Origin of the sequence: Aeromonas sp. S2(2024) (genome assembly GCF_041402505.1) — a bacterium.
Lineage (GTDB): Bacteria > Pseudomonadota > Gammaproteobacteria > Enterobacterales > Aeromonadaceae > Aeromonas > Aeromonas media.
In genome coordinates this window covers 323,473-339,770 of the sequence record NZ_JBGLRL010000001.1, presented here as the reverse complement: position 1 = coordinate 339,770, position 16,298 = coordinate 323,473, and the positions used below count along the sequence as shown (strand labels likewise).

Sequence of the window (16,298 nt, the reverse complement as noted above, 5' to 3'; positions counted from 1 at the left end):
AGCAAAACAGCATAAATCCGCAGACAGGAACCGACATGAGCCTCTATTTGGGTCTGCCCCAGTGGTCACACCCGGCCTGGCCCGGCCAGTTGCTGGGGGTGGGCGCCAGACCCGCCGAGCACCTCGCCCACTATGCCCGGGTGTTCAATACCGTGGAGGGCAACACCACCTTCTACGCCTCCCCCACCCCGGAAACGGTGCGCCGCTGGGCCGATGCGGTGCCGCCCCAGTTTCGTTTCAGCTTCAAGTTTCCGAAAGAAATCAGCCACCAGAGCGATCTGGTGAGCGCCGGCAAGCAGGTGGCGGCCTTCATCACCCTGCTCGGCCCGCTGCACGGGCAACTGGGGCTGCTCAAGCTGCAACTGCCCGCCCGCTTCGGCCCCGCCGGCCTGCCGCGCCTCGCCGCCTTCTTCGAGGGCTTGCCGCCGGATTTCACCTATGCCCTGGAGGTGCGCCACCCCGACTTCTTCGCCAAAGGTGAGGCGGAGCGGGCCCTGAACCGCCTGCTGATGGACAAGGGCATCAACCGCATCATGCTCGACAGCCGACCGCTCTTCTCGGTGCCCGCCACTACGCCGGCCCTCGTCGATGCCCAGGGCAAGAAGCCGAGGCTCCCGGTGCATCTGCTCGCCACCGCAAACAGCCCTGTGGTGCGCCTTATCGGCCTGCCTAATCCCGAGGACAATCACCCCTTTTTGCCATCCTGGTTGCCCCGTTGGCAGCAATGGCTGGCAGAGGGGAAGGATCTCTACCTCTTTATCCATACCGCCGACAACGCCCGGGCCCCGGAGTTGGCGCGTCAGGTAAGCCGGCTGCTCGGTCAGGAGATGTCCCCCTGGCCGGGGGAAAACGATCGCGCGCGCCAGGGCCTGCTGCCCTTTTAGCCGCTCGCTTCCCCGCCCCTGTTTCACCGCTAAAAAAAGCCGTTTTTTTGTGGCTGGACGGGGCTCGGCGTCAAGACAAACGCCCACCTTTCCTCTACACTACCGCCCCAAGCAAGGAGCCGGACGCCCGCCATTGCATTGTGCCGCAGGCGACCGTCCAGCTCCCAAGAAGGGGCGCTGACAGTTGTCCATGGCAACACATGCCGCAGACGGCTCACCCCCATAAAGGACCAGGATGATGGTCCATTGCGAACAGGGCAGGCCCGAAGGATCTCAAGGCCAGCCACCCCGTTCGTAAACCGGTGACGACCCGGACGGGTGTCACCCAACGACTCCATTGAACACACAGTCGGTTCGCGCACCGGCTGTCAGGTTGCGCCAGCATGCACGATCAGATTTTTGCCGCCCCCATTGCCCAATTGGGGGATTTTTGCTTTGACGAACAGGTCGTCGATGTCTTCCCCGACATGATCCAGCGATCCGTGCCGGGTTACAGCAACATCATCTCCGCCATCGGCATGATGGCCGCTCGTTACGCCCAGCCCCAGAGCCAACTCTATGATCTCGGCTGTTCGCTGGGCGCCGCGACCCAGGCCATGCGCCGCCATGTCAATCAGCCCGGCTGCCAGATCACGGCGGTGGATCTCTCCCACCCCATGATCGAGCGTGCCCGCGCCCATCTCTCTGGCTTCAAGTCCGAGGTGCCGGTGGAGCTGGTGGAGGCGGACATCTGCGACATCGCCATCGAGAACGCCTCCGTGGTGGTGCTCAACTTCACCCTGCAGTTCGTCGCCCCCGAAAAACGGGCCGCCCTCATCGCGCGCATCCATGACGGCCTGCGCCCCGGTGGCATCCTGATCCTGAGCGAGAAATTCCGTTTCGAGGACGAACAGGTCAACGCGCTGCTCATCGACTTGCACCTCGATTTCAAGCGGGCCAACGGCTACAGCGAGCTGGAGATAAGCCAGAAGCGTACCGCCCTTGAAAACGTGATGCGTACCGACAGCCTGGAGACTCACCGTGCCCGCCTGCGGGACGCCGGTTTCACCCATCAGGATCTCTGGTTCCAGTGCTTCAACTTCGGCTCCATGATTGCCATCAAATCAAGCGACGCCCAGCCATGATCGACTTCGCCAACTTCTATCAACTGATCGCCAAGAACCGGCTGAGCCACTGGCTGCACACCCTGCCCGCCCAGCTGCACGCCTGGCAGCACGACAACCTGCACGGGGATCTGCCGCGCTGGAACCGCGCCCTCAACAAGCTGCCCATGCTCGCCCCCGGAAACGTCGAGCTGAAAAGCCGGGTCGAGGTAGGCGGCATGGACAGCCTGAACGAGGGGGAGCGCAAGAAGACCGAGAGCCTGCTGCGCCAGTTCATGCCCTGGCGCAAGGGCCCCTTCCATGTGCACGGCATCCACATCGACACCGAGTGGCGCTCCGACTGGAAGTGGGATCGAGTGCTGCCCCATATCAGCCCGCTTGCAGGGCGTTACGTGCTGGATGTGGGTTGCGGCAGCGGCTACCACCTCTGGCGCATGGTCGGCGAAGGGGCAAAACTCGCGGTCGGTATCGATCCGAGCCCGCTGTTCCTCTGCCAGTTCGAGGCCATTCGCCACTTCGCCGGCAACGACCAGCGCGCCCACCTGTTGCCGCTCGGCATTCAGGAGCTGCCGGAACTGCGCGCCTTTGACACCGTCTTCTCCATGGGGGTGCTCTATCATCGCAAGTCTCCCATCGAGCACATCGAACAGCTGCGCAACCAGCTCAAAGACGACGGGGAGCTGGTGCTAGAGACGCTGGTGATCGACGGCGGCGTCAACGACGTGCTGGTGCCCACCGATCGCTACGGCAAGATGCGCAACGTCTGGTTTATCCCCTCAAGCGCGGCCCTCAAACTCTGGGTCGAACGCTGCGGGTTCAGCGACGTGCGAATCGTGGACGAGAATATGACCAGTACCGACGAACAACGTCGTACCGACTGGATGATTAACGAGTCCCTGAGTGACTACCTGGACCCAGACGATCCGGCACTCACGGTCGAAGGATACCCGGCACCCAAGCGTGCCGTACTGATCGCCAGAAAGGCCAAAGACTAGCCGATGGCGGCTGTGGAAGTTACACTGACCCAATTCCAGGAAGCACAGTTAAATGAATGACATGAAAAGCAAATTAAAAGGAATGACCCTGCTCTCCCTGCTCAGTCTCGGCGGGTGTGTCAGTATGGAAAAAGCCCCCCCGGCCCCGACCCTGACGCTGGCCGAGCTTCGCAACGAGATCACGTTGAGCGAGCAACGCCTGCAAACATCCATGGAACAGCAACAGAAGCAGTATGTGCAGCAACAGCACCTGCTGGTTCAGCTCAACACCGATGTCACCAACATGAAAGAGTCCGTGAAGAAAGTCGACAGCAAGCTGGCTACCTTGCCACCCGAGCCCCCCAAACCCATGGCCATCCCCACCGAGAAGTGCCCGGCCCCGAGTCAGGGCCACACGGTCGACGGCAAGCTGCTGGTGGGTGAAGCGGAGTGGATCTGGGTCGATGCCGCCAACGATGCCTTCCAGGCACGGGTCGATACCGGCGCTACCACCTCCTCCATCAGTGCCCAGGAGATCACCATCTTCGAGCGCAACGGCAAAAACTGGGTGCGCTTCTTCCTGAGCCACCAGGAGATGGACGACAAGATCCAGATCGAGGCGCCGCTGGTGCGTCACGTGCGGGTGCGTCAGGCCTCTGCCGACGACCTCGACCGCCGTCCCGTGGTGCGCCTCACCGTGCGCATCGGCGACATGACCGAGAAGGCCGAATTTACCCTGAAGGATCGCAGCGACATGACCTTCCCCGTGCTGCTGGGCCGTGAATTCTTGAAAGACATCGCCGTGGTCGACGTGGCCCGCGAGTATATCCAACCAAAACCCAAGCTCAAGGATGTAAAATAATCCATGGTTTCCCGTAAGCCGTTCTATCTGCTGGTCGCCCTGCTGTTCATTGTCGGCCTGGGAATGACGTTTTATCACCATGTCGCCCTGGACGTGCCCCTCACGCCCGGTGAAAAACGTCAGATCTGGTCTATCGAAGCCAAGCTCGAGTTCGAGGCGACCGGCGAGCCGGTCATCGCCTCCCTGGCCATTCCGGGCACCCAGCCCGGCTTCACCCTGATGAACGAGAATGCCGCCAGCCCGGGCTACGGCCTATCGTTCGTCGAGAAGGACGGTGACGCCCGTGCCGAGTGGTCCATTCGCACCGCCTCTGGCCGCCAGGAGCTCTACTATCGGGTCGACATGATGGCGGATGCCCATGCCAAGCCCGCCGCCAACCCGCTGCCGCCCGCCATCGAGAAGCAGATCGAGAGTGAGCCCTACGCCACCGCGATGAAACAGATCCTCGAGCGCGCCCAGGAGCGTTCCGCCGACGGCTACACCCTGACCCGCGAGATCATCAAGGAGATCGAGAAACAGGAACAGAACGCCGAGCTGCTGAAGTCTCACAAGAGCCGTGCCAGCCTGATCGCCGAGCTGCTCAACAACGCCGAGGTGCCGGCGCGCGTGGTGCACGCCCTGAGCCTGGAAGACGGTCGCCGCCGCCAGGAGCTGGTGGACTATCTGCAGGTGTTCAACAGCCCGACCGACTACAAGCTGTTCAACCCGCAAACCGGTGAACAGGGACAACCGGGGAACCTGCTGCTGTGGGAATACAACTCCGGCGCCCTCTTGGACGTCACCGGTGGCCACAACTCCCGCGTCACCTTCTCGATGATCGAGCAGGAACAACCGGTCAACGTGGCCCTGGCGCAGAAGTTCGAGAAGTCCGAGATGATGAACTTCTCCATCCACAGCCTGCCGCTGGAAGAGCAGGCGCTGTTCAAGGGTCTGCTGCTGATCCCCATCGGTGTGCTGATGGTGGTGTTCCTGCGGGTGCTGGTGGGGATCAAGACCTCCGGCACCTTCATGCCGGTGCTGATCGCGGTCGCCTTTATCCAGACCTCGCTGGTCACCGGCCTTATAGGCTTCCTGCTGATCGTCGGTACCGGCCTGGTCATCCGCTCCTACCTGTCGCGGCTCAACCTGCTGCTGGTGGCCCGAATATCGGCGATCATCATCATGGTGATCTCGATGATCGGCATCTTCTCCGCGTTTGCCTTCAAGCTGGGGCTGACCGACGGCATGAAGATCACCTTCTTCCCGATGATCATCCTCTCCTGGACCATAGAGCGGATGTCCATCCTGTGGGAAGAAGAGGGCCCGAAAGAGGTGTTCCGTCAGGGTGGCGGCTCCCTGCTGGTGGCGGTCATCGCCTACCTGGCCATGGACAACGAGCTCATTCGTCACCTCACCTTCAACTTCCTCGGCCTGCAACTGGTGCTGATGGCCACCGTGCTGGTGATGGGTAACTACACCGGCTACAAGCTGAGCGAGCTCAAGCGCTTCAAGCCGCTGGTGGACGAGATGAAGTCCGGTGCCACCCCGGGTAAGGACAAGTAACAGATGTGGTTCTGGCAGAAATACACAAGCCCGTGGAGCCTGTCTCAGGCAGGCATCCTCGGCATGAACAAACGCAACCACTCCTACATCAGCCGCTACAACCCGCGTCGTCTCTACCCGTTGGTGGATGACAAGCTCAAGACCAAGCGCATCGCGCTGGATGCGGGGGTGACTGTGCCTGAACTCATCGGCACCATCCGCGAGCAGCACGACGTGACCCGCATCACCGAGCTGGTGAAGGATTGGCCGGGCTTCTGCATCAAGCCGGCCCGCGGCTCCGGCGGCAAGGGGATACTGGTGATCCTGCGTCAGGAAGAGGGCAGCTTCTACAAGCCCAACGGCAGCGCCTCCACCGGTCAGGATCTGGAGCGCCATGTCTCCAACATACTGGCGGGCCTCTATTCGCTGGGCGGCAAGCCCGACGTGGCGCTGGTGGAAGGACTCATCAACTTCGACGACGTGTTCGACGGCTACTCCTTCGAAGGGGTGCCCGATGCCCGGGTGATCATCTTCAAGGGCTTCCCGGTGATGGCCATGATGCGTCTCTCCACCGCCGCCTCGGACGGCAAGGCGAACCTGCACCAGGGCGCCGTGGGGGTGGGTCTGTGCCTGCGTACCGGTCGCGCCCTGCGGGCGGTGCAGTTTGGCAACCCCCTGCGCCACCACCCGGACACCGGCCTGGATCTCTACGATCTCAAGGTGCCCCACTGGGATACCCTGCTGACCCTGGCCGCCTCCTGCTACGAGATGTCGGGGCTTGGCTACATCGGGACCGACATGGTGCTGGACAAGTTCCGCGGCCCCATGCTGCTGGAGCTCAACGCCCGCCCCGGTCTCGCCATCCAGATCGCCAACGGCCGCGGCCTGGTGCCCAACCTCAAGACCATCGAGAAACTGGGTCAGGTCAAGATGAACGTGGAGCAGCGTGTCAACTTCGCCAAGGATCACTTCGGTATCTTCGACGAATAGCCTGCCCATAACGCCTGCAAAAACGCGCCGCCCGGCGCGTTTTTTTATGGCCGGCGTCGGGTGCCCCCAGGGAAGGCCGATCCCCGTCACATCCCATCGCACCCCCCCTTCAACGGGCTGACACAAGGGGATAAGCTCCCATGGCAGCAGTTGCCGCGACGGGCAGGTGGATGGCGGGTTTATCCCCATCCGCTTGCCCCGCAATGCACAGACCCTGCCAGGAGGGCGCCTAATCTCGGCGACAAAGCAGTCTCTCGATGGTAGATTAATCAAATCAAATAGATAGCATCGATCGGGTTTCCCCTATGCAACGTTGGCCCAGCCTGAAACAGCTGCAGTATCTGGTCGCTCTGGACGAGCACAAGAATTTCAATCGCGCCGCCAAGGCCTGTCATGTCAGCCAGTCCACCCTGAGTACCGGGATCCAGACCCTGGAGGACATGATGAACCTGCAACTGGTGGAGCGTGACCACAAGAGCTTCATCATGACGCCGGTCGGCATGGAGATAGTGGCGCGGGCGCGCAACCTGCTCTCCGACGCCCGGGATCTGATGGAGCTCGGCCAGCAGCAGGGGGGCGTCATGCACGGCACAGTCCGCCTGGGTTGCATCCCCACCATAGCCCCCTTCCTGCTCAGCAAGCTGCTGCAGGTGTGCGGCAAGGCCTATCCGGAGCTGGAGCTGCTGCTGCGGGAAGACACCACCACCAATCTGCTCAAGCAGCTGGAGCAGGGGCAGCTCGACTTGCTGATCCTGGCGCTGCCGGTGGAGATAGGCGGCTTTCACAGCAAGACGGTGGGGCAAGATCCCTTCCATATGGTGATGCCGTCAGATATGGCTGCCACTTTGCACATGCCGTTCGACTATAAGGAGCTGCCCAATCAGAGCATCTTCCTGCTGGAGCGGGAACACTGCCTGACCGAGCACGCGGTGAGTGCCTGCCGGCTGCGGGACAAGAGCAAGATCAACCCCTTCGCCGCCACCAGTTTGCACACCCTGGTGCAGATGGTGGGCGCCGGCCTTGGCACCACCTTCCTGCCCCAGATGGCCATAGATGCGGGCATCCTCGACAACTCGGATCTGGTGGCCATCCCCCTGCCCGGGGAGAAGCCCTATCGCGAGATTGGCCTGGTGTGGCGCCCCAGCACCACCCGGGTGCAGACCTTCTACAAGATTGCCGAACTGCTCACGCCGCTGATAAGTCCCAAGGCGGCGGACTGACGCCTGGCTCGCCGGGGGCCCTTTCTCTGCCCTCGGCAAGTTTTTATGCTATCGCTGTTCAGGTTCCAGGCAGGAACATCGTCTATGATGAATCCCGTGCCCTATCAAGGAGTTGAGATGTTTCGCACCTTGCTTCCGCCCCTGCTGGCCCTGCTTGTCGTCGCCTGCTCCAGTACCCCGGAGCCGCCCCCTCCTGCCCGCCAGGCCAGTGCCTTCGACGGCTTCTATCAGCAGTGGCGCGGCGTCCCCTATCGCATGGGCGGCACCAATCGCGCCGGCCTCGACTGCTCCGCCTTCACCCAGCTTGCCTACCAGCAGGTGCTGGGCTTCACCCTGCCCCGCACCACTGAATCCCAGGCCAATCTCGGCAGGCCGGTGGACAGATACCGTCTGCAGCACGGGGATCTGGTGTTCTTCAAGACCGGCTGGCAGCAGTACCACGTCGGGGTCTACACCGGGTCCGGGGAGTTTATCCACGCCTCCACCAGCAAGGGGGTGATCCGCTCGCGCCTCGACAACGTCTACTGGAACAGCCGCTACTGGCAGGCACGCCGCCTGACCCAGTAGCCGCCACCAACGAACATAAAGAAGAAGGCCCCGAGGGGCCTTCTTCTTTATGTACTGCGCCGAAAATAGGCTGCGCAGAGGCTCAGTGCTTGCGGTGCCAGCGGGGCGAAGTGGCTCTCTCCCCCCAGGGGGTCACACAGGGCAGCAGGGCCCCTTCGATGACACCATCATGGCTCGCCAGCGCCAGGGCTATCTTCTCGTGGAGCAGGCGCAGCAGGTTCTTGTCTTGCTCCGCCAGGGAGTGGCCTGCGGCGAAATACTCGCGCTGGTGTTGCAGTGCCAGCTTCTGGGTAAATTCATAGGTGTTGAAACTGTCCGGCATACGCTCGATCACATCGTCCAGCCTGGCCAGCAGGCTGTGCAATTCCCTGGTCATGTGCAGCACTCCATCTGAGTTGATGGGAAAAAAACTACCCCTTATTGGATAATTAACCAATCGAGATAGCCCAAAATTGTGGGGCCGAGCACAGTTCCATCGGAGAACCCCTTCATCCATCCCTGGCCTGGCACGTTCCCGTTTACAGGCTGGCAACAAGCCGGTAGATTCAGACCGACTAATCAGTCGGTCAGTTTTTGTGCGGAGCAAACCATGGAAGCCATACAAACCCAGTCCCCAGACAAGTTCTCCCTGCCCGAGCAGTTGGTCCGCCTCAAGCAGGCCTGTCAGGCCCAGCCCATGCCGAGCCTGGCACAGCGTCGCAGCCGGTTGACCGCGCTCAAGAGCGCCCTGCTCGCCCACAAGCAGGCGCTCTGCGACGCCCTGGCCCTGGACTATGGCCAGCGCAGCGACTACGACTCCCTGGTCGCCGACATCCTGCCCTGCGTCATGCAGATCAACTACAGCCTGAAACGGCTCAAGGGGTGGATGAAGCCAGTGCGGCGCCACCCCGGCCTGCTGCTGGCCCCCGCCAGGGTCGAGGTGCACTATCAACCGCTTGGCGTGGTCGGCATCATGGTGCCCTGGAACTTCCCGGTGATGCTGAGCCTGGGGCCACTCATCGGCGCCATCGCCGCCGGCAACCGCGCCATGATCAAGCTCTCCGAGTTCACCCCCCATACCAATGCCGCGCTGCGAACCCTGCTGGCCCAGGTGTTTGACGACGACGAGGTGGTGCTCATCGAGGGAGATGCGGGACTCGCGGCCGCCTTCAGCACCCTGCCCTTCGATCATCTGCTGTTCACCGGCTCCACGGCGGTGGGCAGGCAGGTGATGGCTGCCGCCGCGCCCCAGCTCACGCCGCTGACCCTGGAGCTTGGTGGCAAGAGTCCCTGCCTCATCGCCCCCGACATGCCCCTGGCCCTGGCGGTGGAGCGGATGATCTTCGGCAAGAGCCTCAACGCCGGCCAGATCTGCGTGGCCCCGGACTATGTATTGCTGCCGCGGGGGCAGGAGCAGGGCTTTATCGAAGCCTATCAGACGCACTTTCGCCGCCTCTATCCCAAGGGGCTGGATAGTCCGGATTACGGCTCCATCATCAACGCGGCCCAGTATGAGAGGCTCACCGCCTGGCTGGCGGAGGCGAAGCAGGCGGGTGCCCAGGCGCACCCTTGCGCCTCGCCGGCCCGGGATGACGGCGCCCGCCGCCTGGTGCCCCACCTGCTGACCGAGGTACCCGGCCACTGCCAGCTGATGCAGCAGGAGATCTTCGGCCCATTGCTGCCCCTGGTGCCCTATGACAGCATCGAGGAGGCCATTGCCTATGTGGCGGCTCGGCCACGCCCGCTGGCACTCTATCTAATGAGCCTGGACGAGACGCTGCAGAGCCGCCTCATCCGGGAGACCCACGCCGGTGGCATGGCCATCAACGAGTGCCTGTTCCAAGTGGCGGCGGACGACGCCCCCTTCGGCGGCATAGGCCCCTCCGGCATGGGGCACTACCACGGCCACGAAGGCTTTCTCACCTTCTCCAAGGCGAAAACCGTGCTGCGCCGCGGCCGTTTCAGCACGGGGAACCTGATCCACCCCCCTTATCGGCGCTGGTACCAGCAGCTGATGATGGCCCTGTTCCTGCGCTAGGAGGCAACATGAGCGATCCCATGACAGACAAACGCCGCCAGATCCTGGATGCCGCCCTTGCCCTGTGCGCCGAGGATGGCCTGCAGGGGGCCGCTACCGCCCGCATCGCCCGGGCGGCAGGGGTGGCCAACGGCACCCTGTTCCACCACTTTCCCAGCAAGGAGCTGCTGATCCAGCAGCTCTACCAGGACGTCAAGCTGCGCCTTGGCGCTGCCATCAGCGAGGCGGATCCGGCCCTGCCCCTCAGGGAGCAGGCGCGCAACTACTGGCGTCAGGCGATGAGCTGGATGCAGGCCCATCCCCACGAACTCAAGTTCGTGCTGGGTTTCTTCCACTCCCCCTTGCTGGCCAGATCCCTGCGCAGCCAGATCCTGGGGGAGACACTGCGCTTCCTGCCGCGCCTGCTGAGCCAGGGCCAGGCCAGCGGCGAGCTGATGCAGGCGCCCCCCGTGCTGATGCTGGAGGTGTGCCAGAGCCAGTTTCTGGCCTGCGCCTCCCTCTTTGTAGACCAACCCGAGCTCGGGGAGGATCCCCACTGGCAGGCCAGCGCCTTCGCCCTCTTCTGGTCCGCCATCGCAGGAGGCCCTCATGACGCTTGATCCCCTGCTCGCCACCGGCAGGCGCCTCTGGATAGGGAGCCTGCTCTGGGTCATCGGCCGCACCCTGTGCCGCGCCGCCCGGGTCGACGAGGCGGTGCGCCGCGAACTCGCCCCGCTGCCGGAGGGGCTTCGCATCCGGCTGGAGGTGCATGGGCTGCCTCATGGGTTGACCCTGCACAAGAGGGCCGGGCGCTGGCGCTGCGGCCCCGCGCCCCGGGGGGCAACAAGCCCTCATCTGCTGCGCGTCTGCTTCAAGCACCCCGCCATCGCCTTTCGCGCCCTCAGCTTTCGCCTCGGCATCAATCAGGCCTTCTGCGAGAACCGGCTGCTGGTGGAGGGGGATCTCAGTGCGGCCATGCACCTGGTGCGGGCGCTGGAGCAACTGCAAGCCCTGATCCTGCCCGCCTTCATCGCGCGGCCCCTGCTGCGCCACTACCCTAGCCCGTGCCACAAGCTGACGCGAGCCTGCCACATCTACCTGGGTCTGCTGACCGGTTGAAGAGAAGGATGAACACCATGAGCCGTTATTACGATTTCTTCTGTCCGGTCAGGTTGATGGCGGGAGAGCAGGCGCTGGAGCAACTTCCGGACGAGCTGATGGCGCTGGGGGCGCGCCGTCCGCTGCTGCTCACCGACAAGGGGGTCGGCGGCAGCGGGCTCGCCACCCTGCTGGCCAATGTGCTGGCGGAGGGGGGCCTGCCGGTGGCCGCCATCTGGGACCAGATCCCCGCCGACTCCTCCACTGCAGTGGTGGAGCGCATCGCCACCCGCTGGCGGGAACTGGGCTGTGACAGCCTGGTGGCCCTGGGGGGTGGCTCCGTCATAGATACCGCCAAGGCGGTCAACATCCTGGTCACCCTGGGCGGGGAGCGGCTGCTGGATCACGCGGGGGCAGGTTGCCTGACCCGGCCCCTCAAGCCGCTGGCTGTGGTGCCGACCACGGCGGGCACCGGCTCCGAGGTGACACTGGTGGCGGTGATCCGGGACGAGGGGAGCGGGCGCAAGGTGCCCTTCACCTCCCCCTTCCTGCTGCCCCAGCTGGCGGTGCTGGACCCGCGCCTCACCCAGGGGCTGCCGCTGCCCATCACGGCCGCCACCGCCATGGACGCCATGACCCACGCCATCGAGGCCTTCATCGGCAACGGCAAGAACCCGGTCAGCGACGCCCTGGCCCTGATGGCGGTGGAGAAGATAGCCGATGCCCTGCCCAGGGTGCTGCTGGCCCCCGAGGACAAGGCCCTGCGGCTGCAACTGGCGGAGGGCTCCACCCTGGCGGGCATGGCGTTCTCAAACTCCATGGTGGGGCTGGTGCACGCCCTCGGCCACAGCCTGGGGGCCCGCTGCCACCTGCCCCACGGCCTGTGCATGAACCTGTTCCTGCCCGCGGTGCTCGACTACAACAGGCCGCAGATAGACCCTGAGCTGGCCCGCCTGCTGCTGCCGCTGGCGGGGCCGGAGCGCTTCGCGGCCACCCCACAGGCGCTGCGTCCCCAGGCAGCCCTGGATGCACTCTGCGCCCTGCGCGATAGTCTCTGGCAGGCGGTAGGGTTGCCGCGCACCCTGGCGGAAGCCGGCGTGACGGACAGAGCCGTGCTCAAGGATATCCAGGATCTCGCCATCAACGACGGCGCCCTGCTCTACAACCGCAAGGATGCCGACAGGGAGGAGCTGCTGGCGCTGCTGGAACAGGTGTGGGAATGACCTCCAAGCCGACCCGCAGAGGGCCGGCTTGGCGCAGGATCAGATGGACGGCGTGAAGACCCCGGTGGAGAGATAGCGATCCCCTCGATCGCAGATGATGGCCACCACCACCCCCTGGCTGAGCTCTGCCGCTACCCGCAGGGCACCGGCCACGGCGCCCCCCGAGCTGACCCCGCAGCAGATCCCCTCTTCCCGCGCCAGCCGGCGCATGGTGGCCAGCGACTCATCGAGCGTCACATCCAGCACCCGATCGACCCGCTCGGGATCGAAGATGGCGGGCATATAGGCCTCTGGCCAGCGGCGAATGCCGGGGATCTGGCTCCCCTCTGCCGGTTGCAGGCCTATCACCTGCACCGCCGGGTTCTGCTCCTTGAGGTAGCGGGAGACCCCCATGATGGTGCCCGTGGTGCCCATGGCGGAGACGAAGTGAGTGATAGCCCCCTCGCTCTGGCGCCAGATCTCGGGGCCGGTGGAGAGGTAGTGGGCATCCGGGTTGGCCGGGTTGTTGAACTGATCGAGCACCAGCCCCTCGCCGCGGGCCTGCATGGCCAGCGCCAGATCCCGCGCTTCTTCCATGCCGTTTTCCACCAGCACCAGCTCGGCGCCATAGGCCTGCATGGCGTCGCGCCGCTCCTGGCTCATGGTGCTCGGCATGATGAGCCGCATTCTGTACCCCCGCGCCGCCGCCACCATGGCCAGCGCGATGCCGGTATTGCCCGAGGTGGCCTCGATGAGTCGTGCTCCTGGCCCTAAGTGACCGCTCGCCTCCGCCGTCTTGATAAGGTTGAGCGCCGGCCTGTCCTTGACCGAGCCGGCGGGGTTGTTGCCCTCCAGCTTCACCAGCAGGGTCACGTCGGGACAGGGGTTGATGCGGCGCAGGCGCAACAACGGGGTATTGCCAATCAGATCTTCCAGGGTGGCGAAGGCCATAACGGGATCCATCCTCTGCTAACTGTTCTATACCTTGCCTAGCGAGCCGCTCGCAGGCCGGTCAGTGTAAGCGAGCATCCTCGGCCCGCAAAGAGCACGGTTGGCAAAGTCCGGCCAGCATGCTCTGATATCCCTTCCCCACCCTTTGAGGAGCCTCCATGAGCGACATTCTTCATCAGGCCGACCAGCAGCAGTTCATCTGCGTGGTGGACGGCAAGCTCTCCCGCCTTGCCTACCGCAGGCTGGACGCAACCACGGTGGACGCCTACAGCACCCAGGTGCCCGCCGAGCTGCGCGGACAGGGCATTGCCGACAAGCTGGCCCGCAACTTCTACGACTGGACCCGGGCAGAGGGGCTCATCATAGTGCCGAGCTGCAGCTACATAGACGTCTGGCTACGCCGTCATGCCGGTTGAGGCACAAGCACCTAGGGAAGCGCAGTTGCAAGCCCACACCGAGGCTCTGCTGCGGGCCGATCCCCTGCGCATGGCCTGCCTGCGAACGGCACGGGAGCTGGCCCTGCCGGACTGGGCGCTGGGAGCGGGCTTTGTGCGCAACCTCATCTGGGATCACCTGCACCACAAGGCCGAGCCCACCCCCCTCAACGACATAGATCTCATCTATCTGGATGCAGGGGATCCACAAGGGCTGGCCGAGCGGGGGCACCAAGACTGGCTGGCGGAGCGTCTGCCCGGCCAGCGCTGGGAGGTACGCAATCAGGCGCGCATGCATGTACGCCAGCAAGTGGCCCCCTTTACCAGCTCGCTGGCGGCGCTCAGTCACTGGGTAGAGGTGCCCACCTGCATCGGGGTCCGCCTGCTGGCAGACGATTCGTTCGAGTGGCTGGCCCCCTACGGCTTTGCCCCCAACTGGTCCCTGCAGGTGAGCCCCAATCCGCGCTGCCGGCAGGAGAGCCGGATCTTCATCGACAGGATCAGGGACAAACAGTGGCAGCGCATCTGGCCTGACCTTGTGGTGAACTGGCCATGACCGGATTGCAATGGGCCGACAACCTTGGGCACACTAAGGAAAAGCTATTTATAACTCAATGGGTTAAATAATGCGCGACTTCTTCTCTCTCGAACGCTGGCTGCCGGGCCTCGCCGCCCTGCTGCAATATCAGCGGGCCTGGCTGATGCCGGATCTTCGCGCTGGCCTCTCGGTGGCGGCCGTGGCCTTGCCCGTGGCCATCGCCTATGCGGAGCTTGCCGGGGTGGGCGCCATCGTCGGCCTCTACTCCTGCATACTGCCCATGGTGGTCTACGCCCTCTTTGGCACCTCCCGCCAGCTCATCGTCGGCCCGGATGCCGCCACCTGCGCCGTCATCGCCGCCGTGGTGACGCCGCTCGCCGCCGGGGATCCCACCCGTCAGTGGCAACTGGTGATGACCATGACCGCCATGACCGGCTTCTGGTGCCTCATCGCCAGCCGCTTCAAGCTGGGGGTACTGGCGGACTTTCTCTCCCGCCCGATCCTGATGGGGCTGCTCAATGGGGTGGCCATCACCATAATGGTGGGTCAGCTCTCCAAGATCTTCGGCTTCACCTTCAGCGAGCGCTACCTGATAGAGCGGATTCTGAACGGCACCGACTACATTGCCCAGACCCATCTGCCCACCCTGGCCATGAGCCTGACCGCCCTGCTCACCCTGCTGCTGGCCAAGCGCTACAAGCCATCCTGGCCCTCCTCCATGGTGGCCATGGTGGTGACGGCGGCCCTGGTGTGGGCCCTCAATCTCGGCCAGTTCGACATCGCTACCCTGGGGGCCGTGGGCTCGGGCCTGCCCGCCTTCCAGATGCCGGAATTCCCCCCCGGACTGATGCGCGAGCTGGTGCTGCCGGCGCTCAACCTCGCCATGGTGAGCTTCGTTTCCATGATGCTCACCGCCCGCAGTTTCGCCGCCAAGAACGGCTACGAAATCGATGCGGACAAGGAGTTCAGGGCGCTGGGCATGGCGAACCTCGCCTCTGCAGTCTCCCAGGGGTTTGCCATCAGCGGGGCGGATTCACGCACCGCGGTCAACGACGCCAACGGCGGCAAGAGCCAGCTGGTCTCCATCATAGCAGCGGCTGTGATCGCCCTTATCACCTTCTATTTGACGGCGCCGCTTAAATTCATCCCCACCGCTGCCCTCGGGGTGGTGCTGGTGATGGCCTCCCTGTCGCTCACCGATTTTCGCGGCCTCTGGGCCCTTCGCGACTCGGACCGCGCCGCCTTCTGGCTGGCGCTGATCACCTTCATCAGCGTGCTGACCATGGGGGTCATTCCGGGGATCACCCTGGCGGTCTTGCTGGGCCTGTTCCAGTTCCTGCGCAACGTGATGCGCCCCACCGATCAGCTGCTCGGCATGGACGACGAAGGGGTGGTGCGCACCCTGGGGGACAACGAGCAGGCCAAGGCGATTCCCGGCATCCTGGTCTATCGCTTCAACTCGCCGCTGACCTACTTCAACGCCCCCTACTTCAAGCGGCGGGTGCTGGCGCTGCTGGTGCAGGATCCCCACAATCCCAAGTGCCTTGTGGTGGACGCGGTGGCCTGCTTCACCCATCAGGACATCAGCGTGATGAGCATGGTGGGGGAGCTGCACAAGGAGCTCAGGCGCCGTGGCATCCACATGGTGATGGCCGGTCGCCACGGCCAGATGACCCAGTGGCTCAAGCAGGCGGGGATCCGGGTAGGCGACGAGGGGGTCATCCTCAGCCCCGACATGTACCAGGCCCTGCGCATGACCCGCTGCTACCGGGAACCTGTGTTCAAGGATGACGAGGTGGTGGAGAGCACCACGGATACTCTGCTCTCCCGCTGGCCCCAGGACGACGAGCTGCCGGACTCGGCGCGCCTCACCCGGCCCTGCGAGCAGGAAGCGGGCGCCACCCCGGTCTGACGGCGGCGCGCCCCCAGACTGCGAGAGGGGTCCGGGCCAGCCCGGC

Annotated in this window: 17 protein-coding genes; 15 read left to right on the top strand and 2 right to left on the bottom strand. The window is 64.2% G+C overall.

Annotated elements, in window-relative coordinates:
- The first annotated feature begins 35 nt into the window (after window positions 1–35).
- From ACB039_RS01605 to ACB039_RS01570, 8 genes are all read left to right on the top strand, one after another.
- Complete coding sequence (locus ACB039_RS01605) at window positions 36–884, top strand: DUF72 domain-containing protein (RefSeq protein ID WP_371164999.1); 849 nt, start codon at window positions 36–38, stop codon at window positions 882–884.
- A gap of 383 nt (window positions 885–1,267) precedes the next feature.
- Entirely contained in the window at window positions 1,268–2,008 is a 741-nt protein-coding gene (cmoA, locus tag ACB039_RS01600; protein WP_371164998.1) for a carboxy-S-adenosyl-L-methionine synthase CmoA, read from the top strand.
- Window positions 2,005–2,982 carry a tRNA 5-methoxyuridine(34)/uridine 5-oxyacetic acid(34) synthase CmoB gene (cmoB, locus tag ACB039_RS01595; RefSeq protein ID WP_371164997.1) on the top strand — a complete coding sequence of 326 codons (978 nt, stop codon included), beginning with the start codon at window positions 2,005–2,007 and terminating at the stop codon, window positions 2,980–2,982. Before cmoA ends, cmoB begins: the two co-directional genes overlap by 4 nt.
- Before the next feature lie 82 nt (window positions 2,983–3,064).
- Window positions 3,065–3,823 carry an ATP-dependent zinc protease gene (locus ACB039_RS01590; protein WP_171269495.1) on the top strand — a complete coding sequence of 253 codons (759 nt, stop codon included), beginning with the start codon at window positions 3,065–3,067 and terminating at the stop codon, window positions 3,821–3,823.
- Between the two features lie 3 nt (window positions 3,824–3,826).
- On the top strand, window positions 3,827–5,365 hold the full coding sequence (locus ACB039_RS01585; RefSeq protein ID WP_005325703.1) for an inactive transglutaminase family protein: 1,539 nt from the start codon (window positions 3,827–3,829) through the stop codon (window positions 5,363–5,365).
- A gap of 3 nt (window positions 5,366–5,368) precedes the next feature.
- The gene (locus ACB039_RS01580; RefSeq protein WP_005325705.1) at window positions 5,369–6,334 is read left to right on the top strand and encodes an alpha-L-glutamate ligase-like protein; all 966 of its coding nucleotides are present in this window, start codon (window positions 5,369–5,371) and stop codon (window positions 6,332–6,334) included.
- A gap of 305 nt (window positions 6,335–6,639) precedes the next feature.
- The gene (locus tag ACB039_RS01575) at window positions 6,640–7,554 is read left to right on the top strand and encodes a hydrogen peroxide-inducible genes activator (protein ID WP_106887396.1); all 915 of its coding nucleotides are present in this window, start codon (window positions 6,640–6,642) and stop codon (window positions 7,552–7,554) included.
- Between the two features lie 117 nt (window positions 7,555–7,671).
- Window positions 7,672–8,121: a C40 family peptidase gene (locus tag ACB039_RS01570; RefSeq protein WP_371164996.1), complete on the top strand. Its 450-nt coding sequence runs from the start codon at window positions 7,672–7,674 to the stop codon at window positions 8,119–8,121.
- A gap of 82 nt (window positions 8,122–8,203) precedes the next feature.
- Here the strand turns inward: ACB039_RS01570 and ACB039_RS01565 are convergent, their stop codons facing one another.
- On the bottom strand, window positions 8,204–8,497 hold the full coding sequence (locus ACB039_RS01565; protein WP_042650216.1) for a hypothetical protein: 294 nt from the start codon (window positions 8,495–8,497) through the stop codon (window positions 8,204–8,206).
- A 213-nt stretch (window positions 8,498–8,710) separates the two neighbouring features.
- On the opposite strand from ACB039_RS01565, the gene ACB039_RS01560 reads away from it, so the two are divergent.
- The 4 genes from ACB039_RS01560 to ACB039_RS01545 are packed head-to-tail and all read left to right on the top strand — an operon-like array spanning window position 8,711 to window position 12,438.
- Window positions 8,711–10,138: a coniferyl aldehyde dehydrogenase gene (locus ACB039_RS01560; RefSeq protein ID WP_371164995.1), complete on the top strand. Its 1,428-nt coding sequence runs from the start codon at window positions 8,711–8,713 to the stop codon at window positions 10,136–10,138.
- Between the two features lie 8 nt (window positions 10,139–10,146).
- The gene (locus ACB039_RS01555) at window positions 10,147–10,737 is read left to right on the top strand and encodes a TetR/AcrR family transcriptional regulator (RefSeq protein WP_371164994.1); all 591 of its coding nucleotides are present in this window, start codon (window positions 10,147–10,149) and stop codon (window positions 10,735–10,737) included.
- Window positions 10,727–11,236 carry an SCP2 sterol-binding domain-containing protein gene (locus tag ACB039_RS01550; RefSeq protein ID WP_171269198.1) on the top strand — a complete coding sequence of 170 codons (510 nt, stop codon included), beginning with the start codon at window positions 10,727–10,729 and terminating at the stop codon, window positions 11,234–11,236. The genes ACB039_RS01555 and ACB039_RS01550 overlap by 11 nt, the downstream gene beginning before the upstream one ends.
- A 17-nt stretch (window positions 11,237–11,253) precedes the next feature.
- Window positions 11,254–12,438, top strand: a complete 1,185-nt coding sequence (locus ACB039_RS01545) for an iron-containing alcohol dehydrogenase (protein ID WP_371164993.1) — start codon at window positions 11,254–11,256, stop codon at window positions 12,436–12,438.
- Between the two features lie 39 nt (window positions 12,439–12,477).
- Here the strand turns inward: ACB039_RS01545 and cysM are convergent, their stop codons facing one another.
- Window positions 12,478–13,380: a cysteine synthase CysM gene (gene cysM, locus ACB039_RS01540; protein WP_139750782.1), complete on the bottom strand. Its 903-nt coding sequence runs from the start codon at window positions 13,378–13,380 to the stop codon at window positions 12,478–12,480.
- A gap of 146 nt (window positions 13,381–13,526) precedes the next feature.
- Between cysM and ACB039_RS01535 the strand changes: the two genes are divergently transcribed.
- The 3 genes from ACB039_RS01535 to ACB039_RS01525 all read left to right on the top strand — a co-directional run bounded on the left by ACB039_RS01535 (window position 13,527) and on the right by ACB039_RS01525 (window position 16,252).
- Window positions 13,527–13,784, top strand: a complete 258-nt coding sequence (locus tag ACB039_RS01535; protein WP_139750783.1) for a GNAT family N-acetyltransferase — start codon at window positions 13,527–13,529, stop codon at window positions 13,782–13,784.
- A complete protein-coding gene (locus ACB039_RS01530; protein WP_139750784.1) occupies window positions 13,774–14,358 on the top strand; it encodes a nucleotidyltransferase family protein in 585 nt (194 codons plus the stop codon). The genes ACB039_RS01535 and ACB039_RS01530 overlap by 11 nt, the downstream gene beginning before the upstream one ends.
- Before the next feature lie 70 nt (window positions 14,359–14,428).
- Window positions 14,429–16,252, top strand: a complete 1,824-nt coding sequence (locus tag ACB039_RS01525) for a SulP family inorganic anion transporter (protein ID WP_371164992.1) — start codon at window positions 14,429–14,431, stop codon at window positions 16,250–16,252.
- The last annotated feature ends 46 nt before the right edge of the window (window positions 16,253–16,298 follow it).

What these genes read in the sequence shown, in the direction of transcription:
- ACB039_RS01605 (WP_371164999.1), top strand. Translation starts at nt 36, where the DNA reads ATGAGCCTCTATTTGGGTCTGCCCCAGTGGTCACACCCGGCCTGGCCC.
- cmoA (WP_371164998.1), top strand. Translation starts at nt 1,268, where the DNA reads ATGCACGATCAGATTTTTGCCGCCCCCATTGCCCAATTGGGGGATTTT.
- cmoB (WP_371164997.1), top strand. Translation starts at nt 2,005, where the DNA reads ATGATCGACTTCGCCAACTTCTATCAACTGATCGCCAAGAACCGGCTG.
- ACB039_RS01590 (WP_171269495.1), top strand. Translation starts at nt 3,065, where the DNA reads ATGACCCTGCTCTCCCTGCTCAGTCTCGGCGGGTGTGTCAGTATGGAA.
- ACB039_RS01585 (WP_005325703.1), top strand. Translation starts at nt 3,827, where the DNA reads ATGGTTTCCCGTAAGCCGTTCTATCTGCTGGTCGCCCTGCTGTTCATT.
- ACB039_RS01580 (WP_005325705.1), top strand. Translation starts at nt 5,369, where the DNA reads ATGTGGTTCTGGCAGAAATACACAAGCCCGTGGAGCCTGTCTCAGGCA.
- ACB039_RS01575 (WP_106887396.1), top strand. Translation starts at nt 6,640, where the DNA reads ATGCAACGTTGGCCCAGCCTGAAACAGCTGCAGTATCTGGTCGCTCTG.
- ACB039_RS01570 (WP_371164996.1), top strand. Translation starts at nt 7,672, where the DNA reads ATGTTTCGCACCTTGCTTCCGCCCCTGCTGGCCCTGCTTGTCGTCGCC.
- ACB039_RS01565 (WP_042650216.1), bottom strand. Translation starts at nt 8,497, where the DNA reads ATGACCAGGGAATTGCACAGCCTGCTGGCCAGGCTGGACGATGTGATC.
- ACB039_RS01560 (WP_371164995.1), top strand. Translation starts at nt 8,711, where the DNA reads ATGGAAGCCATACAAACCCAGTCCCCAGACAAGTTCTCCCTGCCCGAG.
- ACB039_RS01555 (WP_371164994.1), top strand. Translation starts at nt 10,147, where the DNA reads ATGAGCGATCCCATGACAGACAAACGCCGCCAGATCCTGGATGCCGCC.
- ACB039_RS01550 (WP_171269198.1), top strand. Translation starts at nt 10,727, where the DNA reads ATGACGCTTGATCCCCTGCTCGCCACCGGCAGGCGCCTCTGGATAGGG.
- ACB039_RS01545 (WP_371164993.1), top strand. Translation starts at nt 11,254, where the DNA reads ATGAGCCGTTATTACGATTTCTTCTGTCCGGTCAGGTTGATGGCGGGA.
- cysM (WP_139750782.1), bottom strand. Translation starts at nt 13,380, where the DNA reads ATGGATCCCGTTATGGCCTTCGCCACCCTGGAAGATCTGATTGGCAAT.
- ACB039_RS01535 (WP_139750783.1), top strand. Translation starts at nt 13,527, where the DNA reads ATGAGCGACATTCTTCATCAGGCCGACCAGCAGCAGTTCATCTGCGTG.
- ACB039_RS01530 (WP_139750784.1), top strand. Translation starts at nt 13,774, where the DNA reads ATGCCGGTTGAGGCACAAGCACCTAGGGAAGCGCAGTTGCAAGCCCAC.
- ACB039_RS01525 (WP_371164992.1), top strand. Translation starts at nt 14,429, where the DNA reads ATGCGCGACTTCTTCTCTCTCGAACGCTGGCTGCCGGGCCTCGCCGCC.